Source organism: Rhizobium sp. MHM7A (genome assembly GCF_005862215.1).
GTDB lineage: Bacteria > Pseudomonadota > Alphaproteobacteria > Rhizobiales > Rhizobiaceae > Rhizobium > Rhizobium bangladeshense.
Map to the genome: position 1 here is coordinate 860,584 of NZ_VCHT01000002.1, position 12,789 is coordinate 873,372.

Here is a 12,789-nt window from a genome sequence, read left to right on the forward strand (position 1 = left end):
CAGATGCATCTGCTTCTGGCCCAGCAGGGAACGATCAGCGACGGCGAGGAGGCAATCGACCTCGGACAGTCGCCGGGCGATATCCTGTTCCTTTCGGCTGCCGACACCGAACTTGCCGCGATCGCGGCCGCCTATCGCGGGTGTGAGGGGATGCCTCATTCGCTGAGGCTCGCGAATCTGATGAGCCTCAAGCATCCGATGTCGATCGATACCTATGTCGAACGAACGGCCCGGCACGCCAAGCTGATTGTGGTGCGTGCGCTCGGCGGCGCCAGCTATTTCGATTATGCGCTGGAGGCGCTGCACTCCGTTGCCGCTCGCAACGGTGCACTGATTGCGGCATTGCCTGGGGATGCGAAGCCGGACGCCGGGCTGGCGCCGTTTTCGAATGTAGCGCTTGAGGATCTCAATGGGCTCTGGGCCTATCTGATCGAGGGCGGCGATACCAATACGCGGAGCTTCCTTGCTTATGCCTCGGCGATGCTGTCGGGCGCGGAGAAGCCGGCGCCGGCAGTGCCCTTGATGAAGGCGGGGATCTGGTGGCCGGAGCGAGGGGCGATTGGTGTCGAGGAGTGGCGGCGGGTGACAGCACCGTCATCGACAGAGGGGGGTACCCCAAGCTCAACAGAAGAGGTGGAATTCGAACCCACGCCCCCCATCGTCGCCATCAGCTTCTACCGTGCCCTCGTCCAGAGCGGCGAGACCGAGCCGGTCGAGGCGCTGGTCGAGGCCCTGGCCGCACTTGGCCTGCGGCCGCTGCCGGTCTTTGCCTATAGCCTGAAGGATCCCGTTTCGACAGGCATTCTCGAGAGCGTGTTTTCGGCGTTGAAACCCGATGTCGTCATCAACACAACGGGCTTTGCGGTCTCTGCACCGGGCGCGGACCGGCAACCGACGGTGCTGGAGGCGAATGACGCCATCGTGCTGCAGGCGGTCCTGTCGGCCTCGTCGAAGGAAGCCTGGGAGGCTTCGTCTCAGGGCCTGTCGGCGCGCGATCTCGGCATGAATGTGGCGCTGCCTGAAGTCGACGGGCGCGTGTTGGCGCGGGCAATCTCCTTCAAGACGGCGGCCCGCTACGATGCGGCGGTCGAGACCACTATCGTTGCAAACGTGCCCGATGCGGGCCGGGTGCGCTATACGGCGGGACTCGCCGCCAACTGGATGCGGCTGCGTCGCACGCGGGCCCATAGCCGGCGCATCGCCCTCGTAATGGCGAACTATCCGAACCGCGACGGCCGGCTCGGCAACGGCGTCGGCCTTGACACGCCAGCCGGCAGCATTGAGGTGTTGCGCGCGATGGCGGCGGCGGGCTATCCGGTCGCCGATGCCCCGGCCGACGGCGACGCGCTGATCCGGCATCTGATGGAGGGGCCGACCAATTCCGGGCACGACGGCAGGGTTATCCGCGAGACGCTTTCGCAGAGTCACTACAAAGGTTTCCTGGGATCTCTTCCCAAAAAGATTCAGGATGAGGTGGCGGATCGCTGGGGCGATCCCGAAGACGATCCCTATTTTTGCGGTGGCGGCTTCGCCCTGCCTTTTGCCCGCTTCGGCGGCGTCCTCGTCGGCATCCAGCCGGCGCGCGGGTACAATATCGACCCCAAGGAAAGCTATCATTCGCCGGATCTCGTGCCGCCGCACGGGTATCTTGCCTTCTATGCCTTCCTGCGCGGCGAATTCGGCGCGCATGCGGTCATTCACATGGGCAAACACGGCAATCTCGAATGGCTGCCGGGCAAGGCGCTGGCGCTTTCGGAAGATTGTTATCCCGAGGCAATCCTCGGGCCGCTACCGCATCTCTATCCCTTCATCGTCAACGATCCGGGCGAGGGCACGCAGGCCAAGCGCCGAACTGGCGCGGTCATCATCGACCACCTGACGCCACCTTTGACGCGGGCCGAAAGTTACGGGCCGCTCAAGGACCTGGAGGCGCTTGTCGACGAATATTACGAAGCCTCGGGCGGCGACCCTCGCCGCATCCGATTGCTCAGCCGGCAGATTCTCGACCTTGTGACCGATATCGGCCTCGACCGCGATGCGGGGATTGCGAAAGGCGAGAGCGAAGGTGAGGCGCTGAAGAAGCTCGACGCCTATCTCTGCGATCTCAAGGAAATGCAGATCCGCGATGGGCTGCATGTGTTCGGCGTTTCGCCGCAGGGGCGGCTGCTTACAGACTTGACCGTGGCGTTGGCGCGGGTCCCGCGCGGGCTGGGAGAGGGCGGGGATGCGAGTTTGCAGCGGGCGATTGCTGCGGACGCGGGATTGAGCGTGGTGCCCGCGATACCCCCCTCTGCCCTGCCGGACATCTCCCCCACAAGGGGGGAGATCGGCAAGTCGCTTGGGCTTGGTACAAAAGAAGCGTTGGAGAATGCCTCACCTTCGGCGGAGGAGATGGAGCGAGACCTCTCATCCCCGACCTCCCACCTTGTGGGGGAGATGTTCAGCAGGACAGAGGGGGGAGCCTCCATCTTCGACCCTCTCGATTGCGACATGGCCACCGCCTGGGCTCGCCCTAAACCGGCAATCCTAGCAGATATTCTCGACGCCCCCTGGCGAACCAACGGCGATACCGTCGAACGCATCGAATTGCTCGCCGCGAAGTTCGTTTTCGGCGAGATGGAATGCCCGCCTCTCTGGTCCCAAACCAGATCGGTACTCTCCGAGATTGAAACTCATCTCAAACCCTCCATCCTCGCCTGCGGCCGCGCCGAGATCGATGGGCTTCTCAAAGGACTCGACGGCCGCTTCGTCGCCCCCGGCCCCTCCGGTGCCCCGACCCGCGGCCGGTCGGACGTGCTGCCGACGGGCCGAAATTTCTATTCGGTCGACAGCCGCGCGGTGCCTACGCCAGCGGCCTATGAACTGGGCAAGAAATCGGCCGAATTGGTGGTGCGCCGCTATGTGCAGGATCACGGCGAATGGCCGGTTTCCTTCGGGCTGACGGCCTGGGGCACGTCGAACATGCGCACCGGCGGTGACGATATCGCCCAGGCGCTGGCGCTGATCGGTGTCAAGCCGCTCTGGGACATGAGTTCGCGCCGCGTTACCGGCTACGAGATCATACCGCCGGCGTCGCTCGGGCGACCGCGGGTGGATGTGACGCTGCGCATATCCGGCTTCTTTCGCGATGCTTTTCCGGAGCAGATCGCGCTGTTCGACAAGGCGATCCGGGCTGTTGGCGCGCTCGACGAGGATGAGGTCGATAATCCGATCGCTGTGCGTATGCGCGGCGAGGCGGCAAGCCTTGCCGCCGCCGGTCTCGACGCCGCGTCCGCGAGACGGCGGGCGGGCTACCGCGTTTTCGGCTCGAAACCCGGCGCCTACGGTGCGGGCCTGCAGGCGCTGATCGACGAGAAGGGCTGGGAGCGGCGAGCCGATCTCGCCGAAGCCTATCTTGTCTGGGGCTCCTATGCCTATGGCGCCGGTGGGGAGGGCAGGGCCGAGCGCGGTCTGTTCGAGGAACGGCTGCGCTCGCTGCAGGCCGTCATCCAGAACCAGGACAATCGCGAGCACGATCTGCTCGACAGCGACGACTATTACCAGTTCGAGGGCGGCATGGCGGCGGCGGCCGAACAGCTCGCAGGCACGCGGCCTGCAATCTATCATAACGATCACTCCAGGCCCGAACGGCCAGTGATCCGTTCGCTCGAAGAGGAAATCGGCCGCGTCGTGCGCGGCCGAGTCGTCAATCCGAAATGGATATCGGGCGTCATGCGCCACGGCTACAAGGGAGCAGCCGAGATCGCCGCCACCGTCGATTATCTCTTCGCCTTCGCGGCGACGACGGGCGCGGTCGGTGCGCATCATTTCGACGCGGTCTATCAGGCCTTCGTCGCCGATCCGGCCGTGCGCAGCTTCATGATCGAGAAGAACCCGGCGGCATTCGACGAGATGAGGGAGCGGCTCGGAGAAGCGATCGACCGCGGCCTTTGGACGCCGCGCAGCAATTCGGCCCGGTTCGACCTGACCGCCACACAACTGAATGAGGTGCATCGATGAGCGACGAGACCACGGACAACGACCCAGGCGGCAAGGACGATGTGAGCCACGCCGAGAAGATGGCGAAGAAGAAGGCCGCGCGCGACAAGATCATGGCGACGAAGACCGATGGCAAGGGCCTGGTCATCGTCCATACCGGCAAGGGCAAGGGCAAATCGTCGGCAGCCTTCGGCATGATCTTCCGCCACATCGCGCATGGCAAGCCGTCAGCCGTCGTGCAGTTCATCAAGGGCGCAATGTGGACCGGCGAGCGCGACCTGATCAAAAAGCATTTTTCCGATCTCTGCCAGTTCCACACCATGGGTGAGGGGTTCACCTGGGAGACGCAGGATCGCGCCCGCGACATCGCAGCCGCCTCGGCCGCCTGGGACAAGGCCAAGGAGCTGATCCGCGACGAACGCAATTCCATGGTGCTGCTCGATGAGATCAACATCGCGCTGCGCTACGACTATCTCGACATCAACGAGGTCGTCGCCTTCCTGAAGAGCGAAAAGCCTCATATGACGCATGTCGTGCTGACGGGGCGCAACGCCAAGGAGGAACTGATCGAGATCGCCGATCTGGTGACGGAGATGGAACTCGTCAAACACCCCTTCCGCTCCGGCATCAAGGGCCAGGCGGGCGTGGAGTTTTAAAGCCGTCAGCTGAGCCCTGGCTGCGCAGGATCGCGGCCGTTTCCTCATCCGCCGGAAAGAAGGATTCGACCGCAAGTTCCGACAAGGTGATATCGACAGGCGTGCCGAAGACAGTCGTTGTTGAGATTAGCGATAGGAGCCCAGCTTTGGTCGAAAGCCGGAGAGGAACTGCGATACCGGCATAGTCGGGGTGGTTTTCGCCGGGCCGTTCCGAAACCGGATAGGACCGCAGCTCCTTCAACAGCGTTTCCAGGATGGGATCGCCCGAGGCCGCTATCTGCTGACGCAACCTGTCGAGGAGGTGGCTGCGCCACTCAGAGTGATTGACGATATGTGACGCCAATCCCTGCGGGTGCAGGCTGATGCGCAGGACATTGACGGGCGGCGTGAGCAGCGACTGATCGACAATGCCTGAGAGCAAGGGAGCGATGGCGGCGTTGGCCGTGACGAGGGTCCAGTGGCGGTCGACGGCCAGCGCCGGGAACGGCTCGTGCCCCTTCAGCACCATGTCGACGGCGCGCCGCGCCGCCTCAAGGGCAGGATCATCAAGCTTGCGTTCGGCAAAAATGGGGGCAAAACCCGCCGCCAGCAGCAGCGGGTTTCTTTCGCGGAGCGGCACTTCCAGCCGTTCGGCAAGATGCAGCAGCATTTCGCGGCTGGGTGTCGCGCGCCCGCTTTCGATGAAGCTCAGATGCCGTTGCGAGATCTCCGCCTCCAGCGCCAGGTCGAGTTGGCTCATGCGCCGGCGCTGACGCCATTCGCGCAGGTAATCTCCGAGAGAGCGGGCGGCCGGCGTCATCCGGCGGCTGCCGGCAATTGGTCGATGAAGCCGCGCACGGATTTCAGCTTGCCGCCGTCAAGTTCGGCGAAATCCGTGCCCTTGATCACCGCTTCGCCGTTTTCAGGCCCGAGCCCCCAGGAAAAGCGCAGATTATCGCCATAGCCGTCGGCCGCGCCGATCAGTTCGAAGCGGAAGCCGGGGAAGCGGTTTTGCACGGCCTCGACCAGCGCATTGATCTGCTCACGACCTTCGCCGCGCATCAGCGGATCGACATATGTGGCTGCTTCCGCCCAGCTCTCGGCGATGAGGGCGCGGCGGCGAGCGCCATCCGTCTCGTTCCAGATGGCGAGGTAGCGCTCGGCTTTGTTCTTTGCATCATTCATCGGGTCCATCTCCTTTTGATCGCCCGTCAGTGCCGGGCAGGTCGATCATGTGGGAAGCGGTGCACCCTATCAATTACGCCCGAGGTAATGGAAGACGGTCGGGCGCTGGCTCAGATACCAAGCCAAACCCGCAGCGGATTTGTGGGATCGGCGAGCAGCTTAACCGCCAAAGCGACGCAGACGATTACGAGCAACGGCTTGATCAGCTTTGCGCCGATGCGCATGGCGAGCCGTGAGCCCACTTGTGCGCCGAGGAACTGGCAGACGCCCATTAACAGGCCGATCTTCCAGAGGATCGCGCCGAAGCTTGCAAAGACGATCAGCGCGCCGAAATTGGAGCCGAAATTGAGAAGCTTGGTATGGGCGGTTGCCTTCAACACGCCGAAGCCGGCGAGCGTGACGAAGGCGAGCATGAAAAAAGAACCAGTGCCGGGGCCGAAGACGCCGTCGTAGAAGCCGATGGCGGGCACCAGCGTCAAGCCGAATGCGAAGGGCGTGATGAGTCGGTGTTTGTCGAGGTCATTGAGATTTGGCTTGACGGCAAAGAAGATCGCGATCGCCAGCAGCAGCACCGGCATGATCGCTTGAAGCACCTGTCCGGGTACGATCGTGGCAAGAGCGGCGCCAAGAGCGCCGCCCATGACGGCCATGAGCGCCATCGGCAGCTGTTCGGCAAGCTCCACATGGCCCTTGCGGGCATAGGCGAGCGTGGCGGACGCGGCGCCGAAGATCGATTGCACCTTGTTGGTCCCGAGCGTCTGCAGCGGCGGAATGCCGGCGATCAGCATGGCGGGAACGGTGATGAGACCGCCGCCGCCGGCAATTGCATCGACGAAACCGGCAAAGAAGGCAGCCGCGCAGAGCAGCAGAAGCAGATGGAGGGCAATATCAGGCAAGATACTATTCCAGAAGGTCTTTCAGCCGGTCTTGTTGCATTTCCCTCTCCAAGCTGCAATGGCTGCAAGGACAGAGCAAGGGCACATTCGGCTGCTTCCATGAGCGACATTTCTTTCGGCACGGCAAGACGCCATGTGCTCGGGCTTGGCTGCGAGCGCGGGACGCCGCCTGCGGAGGTGTTGGCGCTCGCCGTCGAGGCGCTCGAGGCGGTCGGGATCGGTGCGGACGAGCTCGCCGCCATTGCTTCCATCGGCAGCCGGCGGCAGGAGGCGGCAATCCTGGCGGTCGTCAGGCATTTTGCCGTGCCGGTCGTATTTTTCGACGCGCCGCGGCTGGAGCGGGAAACGCCGCGGCTTAAAAACCCATCGGCTGTCGTCTTTGCTCGCGTCGGCTGCCATGGCGTTGCGGAAGCCGCAGCGCTTGCGGCGATCGGCGACGATGCCGAATTGGTGCTTGGCAAAATCAAATCGCCGCGGGCGACGGCGGCCGTCGCCCGCGGCGGGTTGCGGAAAGCCTGATCGTCGCTATGGTGGCGGCAATTCGCGGCGCCAACCGGCAGCCTCGCGATTCACATCTAGAGGACATATCATGCACAAGGTCATTTATGACACTGACCCGGGCGTTGACGACGCCATGGCGCTTCTCTTCCTGCATCGCCACCCCGAAATCGATCTGATCGGCATCACCACAGTCTTCGGCAATGCATCGGTCGAGACGACGACGCGCAATGCACTCTTCCTCAAACGCGAATGGAACATTCCGGCGCCCGTCGCCAAAGGCGCCGGCGTCACCATCGACGCCACGCGCGCCGAGCGGGAATGGCCTTCCATGGTGCATGGCGACAACGGCCTCGGCGATATCGAGGTACCAAAGACGATCGACTTGCCGCTAGATCCGCGCCCGGCGCACCGCTTTATCATCGACACCGTGCGCGCCCATCCAGGCGAGGTGCGCCTGGTCGCGGTGGGGCGGATGACTAATCTGGCGATGGCGTTGAAGGTGGATCCCGAGATTGCGACCCTGGTCAAGGACGTCGTCATCATGGGTGGCAATTTCTATGTACCCGGCAATGTCTCGCCGGTCGCCGAGGCCAATATTCACGGGGATCCCGAAGCCGCCGACATCGTCATGACCGCGCCTTGGAAGGTGGCCGTCATCGGCCTCGACGTCACCTCGATCACCACCATGAGCCGCAGTTATCTCGGCAGGATGGCGACCGAGGGAGATGGTGCCGTGAAACTGCTCGATGCACTCTCCCAGTCCTACATCGACTTTTACAAGCATGCGGTCGAGGACGGCATGATGGTGCATGACAGCTGCGCCGCAGTCTACGTTGTGGCGCCGGAGCTGTTCTCGTCCATATCGGGTGCGGTGCGTGTCGTCTGCGGCGGCATTGCCGATGGCCAGACGATCGTCAAGCCGGACGGTCGCCGGTTCCCGCCGGGCGATTGGGATGGCCTGCCGAGCCATATCGTCACCACCGGCATCGAGTCGGAAAAGGTCCTCAACCTGATCCGCGGTACGCTGCTTCGCGGCTGAGTGCCTCGCAGGCTGATTGCAGCAGGCGTCAACTTTCGGCTTGCTTTTTTCGTGGCGTCACACTCGGTCTTGCGCCTAGGTTTCGGTGCGGCCGCCGCAGATGCTCGGGACAAGCCCGAGCATCACGAGGGGGAGTTGGACGACTCTGTTAGCACTCCGTGCTGTAGGCGGTCTCGTTTGGACGATGTCATAATACATTCATGTTGTTGCGGCGCTTTGCTGCGATCTCGAATCCGCTTGTTTACAAATTGATTCATCCTCATCTCAGCAACTTCAAGTGAGGTGCTGCAGGCGGCGTTGACCTTGGTCCTTGCTGGGCCTAGATCAACAAAATGTTTAATAGCACATTCTCCCATTTGCCGGCCTTGGAGCCGGGCAGCGTCTGGCTCGTCGGGGCCGGTCCGGGTGATCCGGGCCTGCTGACGCTCCTGGCCGCCAAGGGGCTCGCCGAGGCCGATGTGATCGTCCATGACGCGCTGGTCAAGGAGGACTGTCTTAGGCTCGCGCACCCCGGCGCCGAACTCGAATATGCCGGCAAACGCGGCGGCAAGCCCTCGGCGAAACAGCGCGATATTTCGCTGCGGCTGGTGGAGTTGGCGCGTGCCGGCAAGCGGGTGCTGCGGTTGAAGGGTGGCGATCCCTTCGTCTTCGGCCGCGGCGGCGAAGAGGCGCTGACGCTGGTCGAGCATAATATACCCTTCCGCATCGTGCCCGGCATCACCGCCGGTATCGGCGGGCTTGCCTATGCCGGCATTCCGGTGACGCATCGCGAGGTCAATCATACGGTGACGTTTCTCACCGGCCATGATTCCTCCGGTATCGTACCTGATCGAATAGACTGGGAAGCGATCGGCAAGGGGTCGCCCGTGATCGTCATGTACATGGCGATGAAGCATATCGCCCAGATCAGTGCCAACCTCATTGCGTCGGGCCGCTCGCCGTCCGAGCCCGTGGCTTTTGTCTGCAATGCGGCGACCGGGGCGCAGCAGGTGCTGGAGACGACGCTTGGGCAGGCGACCGAGGCTGTCACCGCCTCCGGGCTCGAGCCGCCGGCGGTGGTCGTCGTCGGCGAGGTGGTGCGGCTCCGAGCCTCACTCGACTGGCTCGGCGCTCTCGCCGGGCGGCGCCTGCAACCCGATCCATTCCGCCAGTCCGGCCAGGTGCTGGCATGAGCGGCCTCCTGATTGCAGCTCCTTCCTCCGGTGCCGGCAAGACGACGGTGACGCTCGGCCTGCTCAGAGCCTTGCGTCGGCGGGGCATAGCGGTCGCGCCTGGCAAGGCCGGCCCCGACTATATCGATCCCGCCTTCCATGCGGCGGCGAGCGGCACGCCCTGCCTGAATTTCGACCCCTGGGCGATGCGGTCGGAGTTGATTTCGGCCAATGCCACGCTACACCGCTCCGGCGACCGCATTCTCGTCATCGAGGCGATGATGGGGCTGTTCGACGGAGCGGCCGACGGCAAGGGGACGGCGGCGGATCTGGCCGCCCAGCTCGGCCTTTCCGTGGTGCTGGTCATCGACGCCTCACGCATGTCGCAGTCGGTCGCGCCGCTGGTTGCCGGTTTTGCCGGCTTCCGCGCCGATGTCCGCGTTGCCGGCGTTATCCTCAACAAGGTCGGCAGCGAACGGCACGAGGCGATGCTGCGTCAGGCGCTCGAGGCGATCCGCATGCCCGTGATCGCCGTGATCGGCAGCGACAAGGCGCTTGCCTTGCCGGATCGCCATCTCGGGCTTGTTCAGGCCGGTGAGCACGCAAGCCTCGAAGGTTTCATCGAGCATGCGGCGGATGCCGTCTCCGAGGAATGCAATTTCGAGTTTCTGCTGCGAATCGCCAGGCAGGGCCTCAACCGGCCGTCGGCCGCCAATATCGATCGCCTACCGCCGCTCGGCAGTCGCATTGCGGTGGCCCGCGATATTGCTTTCGCCTTTTCCTATGAGCACATGCTGCTTGGCTGGCGGCGGCGGGGGGCTGCGATTTCCTTCTTCTCGCCGCTCGCCGACGAGGCGCCCGCTGCCGATGCGGATGCGATCTATTTGCCCGGCGGCTATCCTGAGCTGCATGCCGGCAAGCTCTCACAGGCGCCGACTTTCCGCGCCGGCCTTCTCGATGCGGCGGCGCGGGGCATCCGGATCTATGGCGAGTGCGGCGGCTATATGGTGCTCGGCGAAGGCCTGATCGATGCAGAGGGCAAGCGCCACGAGATGCTCGGCCTGCTACCCGTCGTCACCAGCTATGCCGCGCGCAAACGCCATCTCGGTTACCGTCACGTCATGCCGCTCGACGGCGCGATCTTTCAGCGGGCGATGACGGCGCATGAGTTCCACTATTCCACCCTCATTTCGGAGGGCCGGGGCGAGCGGCTGTTTCAGGTCCGGGATGCGCTCGGGACCGATCTCGGCCAGGCGGGGCTCCGGCGCGGGCAGGTGTCGGGTTCCTACATGCATCTGATCGATCTCGCCGGGATCTCCGCGTGAGCGCGCCGATCTTCCATGGCGGCGGCATTACCGCTGCTGCTGCCACCTTTGGCGGCAGGCCGGAGGACTGGCTCGACCTTTCCACCGGCATCAATCCATGCCCAACCGCTCTGCCGGAAATCCCGAAAAAGGCTTGGCACCGCCTGCCGGACAGCTATCTGGTCGATGAGGCAAGGCGGGCGGCGGGCGATTACTACGGGAGCGGCAAAATCCTGCCGCTTCCGGTGCCTGGCACGCAATCGGTGATCCAACTTCTGCCGCGATTACTCACAGAGGGTGGGGGCGCCCGAACGGATGGCAAAGTCGCCATGGTGGACAACAGGGTCGCGGTCGTGGCGCCGACCTATGGCGAGTATACACGCGCTTTTATTTCGGCGGGTTTTGCCGTCGATACGGTCGGTGATGTCGCTGCGATCGGGGCCCGGCATCGGCTTGCCGTTGTCGTGAATCCGAACAATCCCGATGGGCGGACATGGCCGGTCGAAACGCTCATTGGCCTGCATGACAGGATGAAGGCTGCAAATGGACTTCTCGTCGTCGATGAAGCCTTCGGCGATGCTGTTCCGGCACTCAGTCTCGCAGGCAACATGCAGAGGCTCTCAAATCTGGTGATCTTCCGCTCCTTCGGCAAGTTTTTCGGGCTCGCCGGCCTGCGCCTCGGTTTTGCGATTGCGCATGAAGACATTCTCAAACGTTTCGAGGAATGGCTCGGACCCTGGGCAGTCTCAGGGCCGGCCCTTTCCATAGCAGGCTCGCTGCTGCGTTCGGACGTTTCTCCCATCCGCCGGCTTATCGATGAGCGCGCCGCCGCGCTGCATTCGGTGCTGACCGGAGTCGGGCTGCAGGTCGCAGGGAGGACGGCGTTGTTTGCCCTTGTCGACCATGCGAGGGCGAGCGACATTTACACGCATCTCGGCCGGCATCATATTCTGGTCCGCAAGTTCGACTATGCGCCCGCATGGCTGCGTTTCGGGCTTACGCCGGGCCCGGCGGCGGACCTGCGGCTTGGCGAAGTCCTTCAGAGATTTGAGCGATGACGATCGACCAAAACCTACTCGTGCTGCTTCTGGCGCTGCTGCTCGACCGGATCGTCGGCGATCCGCAATGGCTCTGGTCACGAGTGCCGCATCCTGTCGCGATTTTCGGAGTGGCAATCTCCTATGCCGATGGGCAGCTCAATCCTTCAAGCCTCACGGGCCATCAGCGACGGATGAATGGTGTTGCTGCCATCCTGGCGCTGCTGTTGCTGGCCTTGGCGGCAGGCTTCGTGTTCGGCCGGTTTTTCGCGCTGTTCGGCCTCGCCGGCATCCTGCTGGAAACCGGACTGGTGGCGATCTTCCTGGCGCAGAAGAGCCTTGCCGATCATGTCGCCGCCGTTGCTGTCGCCTTGCGTGAGGAGGGGCTTATCGGTGGGCGGGCCGCCGTCTCCCGCATTGTCGGGCGCGATCCCGAGACGCTGGATGAGCCCGGCGTCTGCCGCGCAGCGATCGAAAGCCTTGCCGAGAATTTCTCCGATGGCGTTGTGGCGCCTGCACTCTGGTATGCCATCTTCGGCCTGCCCGGGCTTTTCGCTTACAAGATGCTGAACACGGCGGATTCGATGATCGGCCACAGATCGGAGAAATATATCGATTTCGGCTGGGCCGCCGCCCGGCTCGACGACGTCGCCAACTGGCCGGCTGCGCGTTTATCCATCCTGCTGATTGCCGCCGGCGCCTGGATCCGGCGCGGCACCAGCGCCTGCCGCGAGGCGATCCGGGTCGCGATGCGTGACGGCGGCCTGCACCGTTCGCCGAATTCCGGCCGGCCGGAAGCGGCAATGGCCGGCGCACTGAATGTCCAGCTCGCCGGACCACGCATCTATGGCGGCGTACTCGTGACCGAGCCGATGATCAACAATTCCGGCCGCGATGTAGCGACCTCCGGCGACATCGAGGATGGCGTCTCGGTGTTTCAGGCGAGCTGCATGGTGCTCACCGGCGTGACGTTCGGATTGTTTTTGTGCTTCCTGTGAGGGGCTTGCGGCATCACTCACGCCCGGTGGACAGTCCCGTCGCAAACGTTTATGCGAAACGCCTC

The 12,789-nt window shown here is 63.7% G+C and carries 11 protein-coding genes; 8 read left to right on the forward strand and 3 right to left on the reverse strand.

The features are described 5' to 3' along the window. Positions 1 to 3 precede the first annotated feature (3 nt). Both cobN and cobO read left to right on the forward strand, forming a co-directional pair. On the forward strand, positions 4 to 3,999 hold the full coding sequence (gene cobN, locus FFR93_RS12515) for a cobaltochelatase subunit CobN (protein WP_138393438.1): 3,996 nt from the start codon (positions 4 to 6) through the stop codon (positions 3,997 to 3,999). Next, complete coding sequence (gene cobO / locus FFR93_RS12520; RefSeq protein ID WP_138393439.1) at positions 3,996 to 4,634, forward strand: cob(I)yrinic acid a,c-diamide adenosyltransferase; 639 nt, start codon at positions 3,996 to 3,998, stop codon at positions 4,632 to 4,634. The genes cobN and cobO overlap by 4 nt, the downstream gene beginning before the upstream one ends. On the opposite strand, the gene FFR93_RS12525 is transcribed toward cobO, so the two are convergent. The 3 genes from FFR93_RS12525 to FFR93_RS12535 all read right to left on the reverse strand — a co-directional run bounded on the left by FFR93_RS12525 (position 4,606) and on the right by FFR93_RS12535 (position 6,694). Continuing rightward, positions 4,606 to 5,433: a helix-turn-helix transcriptional regulator gene (locus FFR93_RS12525; protein WP_064705279.1), complete on the reverse strand. Its 828-nt coding sequence runs from the start codon at positions 5,431 to 5,433 to the stop codon at positions 4,606 to 4,608. The genes cobO and FFR93_RS12525 overlap by 29 nt on opposite strands. Then, entirely contained in the window at positions 5,430 to 5,798 is a 369-nt protein-coding gene (locus FFR93_RS12530; protein WP_138393440.1) for a nuclear transport factor 2 family protein, read from the reverse strand. The genes FFR93_RS12525 and FFR93_RS12530 overlap by 4 nt, the downstream gene beginning before the upstream one ends. 110 nt (positions 5,799 to 5,908) lie before the next feature. Continuing rightward, the gene (locus FFR93_RS12535; protein ID WP_138393441.1) at positions 5,909 to 6,694 is read right to left on the reverse strand and encodes a TSUP family transporter; all 786 of its coding nucleotides are present in this window, start codon (positions 6,692 to 6,694) and stop codon (positions 5,909 to 5,911) included. A gap of 99 nt (positions 6,695 to 6,793) precedes the next feature. On the opposite strand from FFR93_RS12535, the gene FFR93_RS12540 reads away from it, so the two are divergent. From FFR93_RS12540 to cbiB, 6 genes are all read left to right on the forward strand, one after another. Beyond that, positions 6,794 to 7,213, forward strand: a complete 420-nt coding sequence (locus FFR93_RS12540; protein WP_138393442.1) for a cobalamin biosynthesis protein — start codon at positions 6,794 to 6,796, stop codon at positions 7,211 to 7,213. 70 nt (positions 7,214 to 7,283) lie between these two features. Continuing rightward, positions 7,284 to 8,234: a nucleoside hydrolase gene (locus FFR93_RS12545; protein WP_138393443.1), complete on the forward strand. Its 951-nt coding sequence runs from the start codon at positions 7,284 to 7,286 to the stop codon at positions 8,232 to 8,234. 332 nt (positions 8,235 to 8,566) lie between these two features. Further along, positions 8,567 to 9,406 carry a uroporphyrinogen-III C-methyltransferase gene (cobA, locus tag FFR93_RS12550; protein WP_138393444.1) on the forward strand — a complete coding sequence of 280 codons (840 nt, stop codon included), beginning with the start codon at positions 8,567 to 8,569 and terminating at the stop codon, positions 9,404 to 9,406. Then, entirely contained in the window at positions 9,403 to 10,710 is a 1,308-nt protein-coding gene (locus FFR93_RS12555) for a cobyrinate a,c-diamide synthase (protein WP_138393445.1), read from the forward strand. The genes cobA and FFR93_RS12555 overlap by 4 nt, the downstream gene beginning before the upstream one ends. After that, positions 10,707 to 11,747 (forward strand): threonine-phosphate decarboxylase CobD, encoded by a 1,041-nt coding sequence (gene cobD, locus FFR93_RS12560; protein ID WP_138393446.1) that lies wholly within the window; start codon positions 10,707 to 10,709, stop codon positions 11,745 to 11,747. Before FFR93_RS12555 ends, cobD begins: the two co-directional genes overlap by 4 nt. Next, positions 11,744 to 12,724, forward strand: a complete 981-nt coding sequence (gene cbiB / locus FFR93_RS12565; RefSeq protein ID WP_138393447.1) for an adenosylcobinamide-phosphate synthase CbiB — start codon at positions 11,744 to 11,746, stop codon at positions 12,722 to 12,724. The genes cobD and cbiB overlap by 4 nt, the downstream gene beginning before the upstream one ends. Positions 12,725 to 12,789 lie beyond the last annotated feature (65 nt).

Bases quoted from the DNA above. Each gene is read 5' to 3' on its own strand.
- cobN (WP_138393438.1), top strand. From the start codon at position 4: ATGCATCTGCTTCTGGCCCAGCAGGGAACGATCAGCGACGGCGAGGAG.
- cobO (WP_138393439.1), top strand. From the start codon at position 3,996: ATGAGCGACGAGACCACGGACAACGACCCAGGCGGCAAGGACGATGTG.
- FFR93_RS12525 (WP_064705279.1), bottom strand. From the start codon at position 5,433: ATGACGCCGGCCGCCCGCTCTCTCGGAGATTACCTGCGCGAATGGCGT.
- FFR93_RS12530 (WP_138393440.1), bottom strand. From the start codon at position 5,798: ATGAATGATGCAAAGAACAAAGCCGAGCGCTACCTCGCCATCTGGAAC.
- FFR93_RS12540 (WP_138393442.1), top strand. From the start codon at position 6,794: ATGAGCGACATTTCTTTCGGCACGGCAAGACGCCATGTGCTCGGGCTT.
- FFR93_RS12545 (WP_138393443.1), top strand. From the start codon at position 7,284: ATGCACAAGGTCATTTATGACACTGACCCGGGCGTTGACGACGCCATG.
- cobA (WP_138393444.1), top strand. From the start codon at position 8,567: ATGTTTAATAGCACATTCTCCCATTTGCCGGCCTTGGAGCCGGGCAGC.
- FFR93_RS12555 (WP_138393445.1), top strand. From the start codon at position 9,403: ATGAGCGGCCTCCTGATTGCAGCTCCTTCCTCCGGTGCCGGCAAGACG.
- cbiB (WP_138393447.1), top strand. From the start codon at position 11,744: ATGACGATCGACCAAAACCTACTCGTGCTGCTTCTGGCGCTGCTGCTC.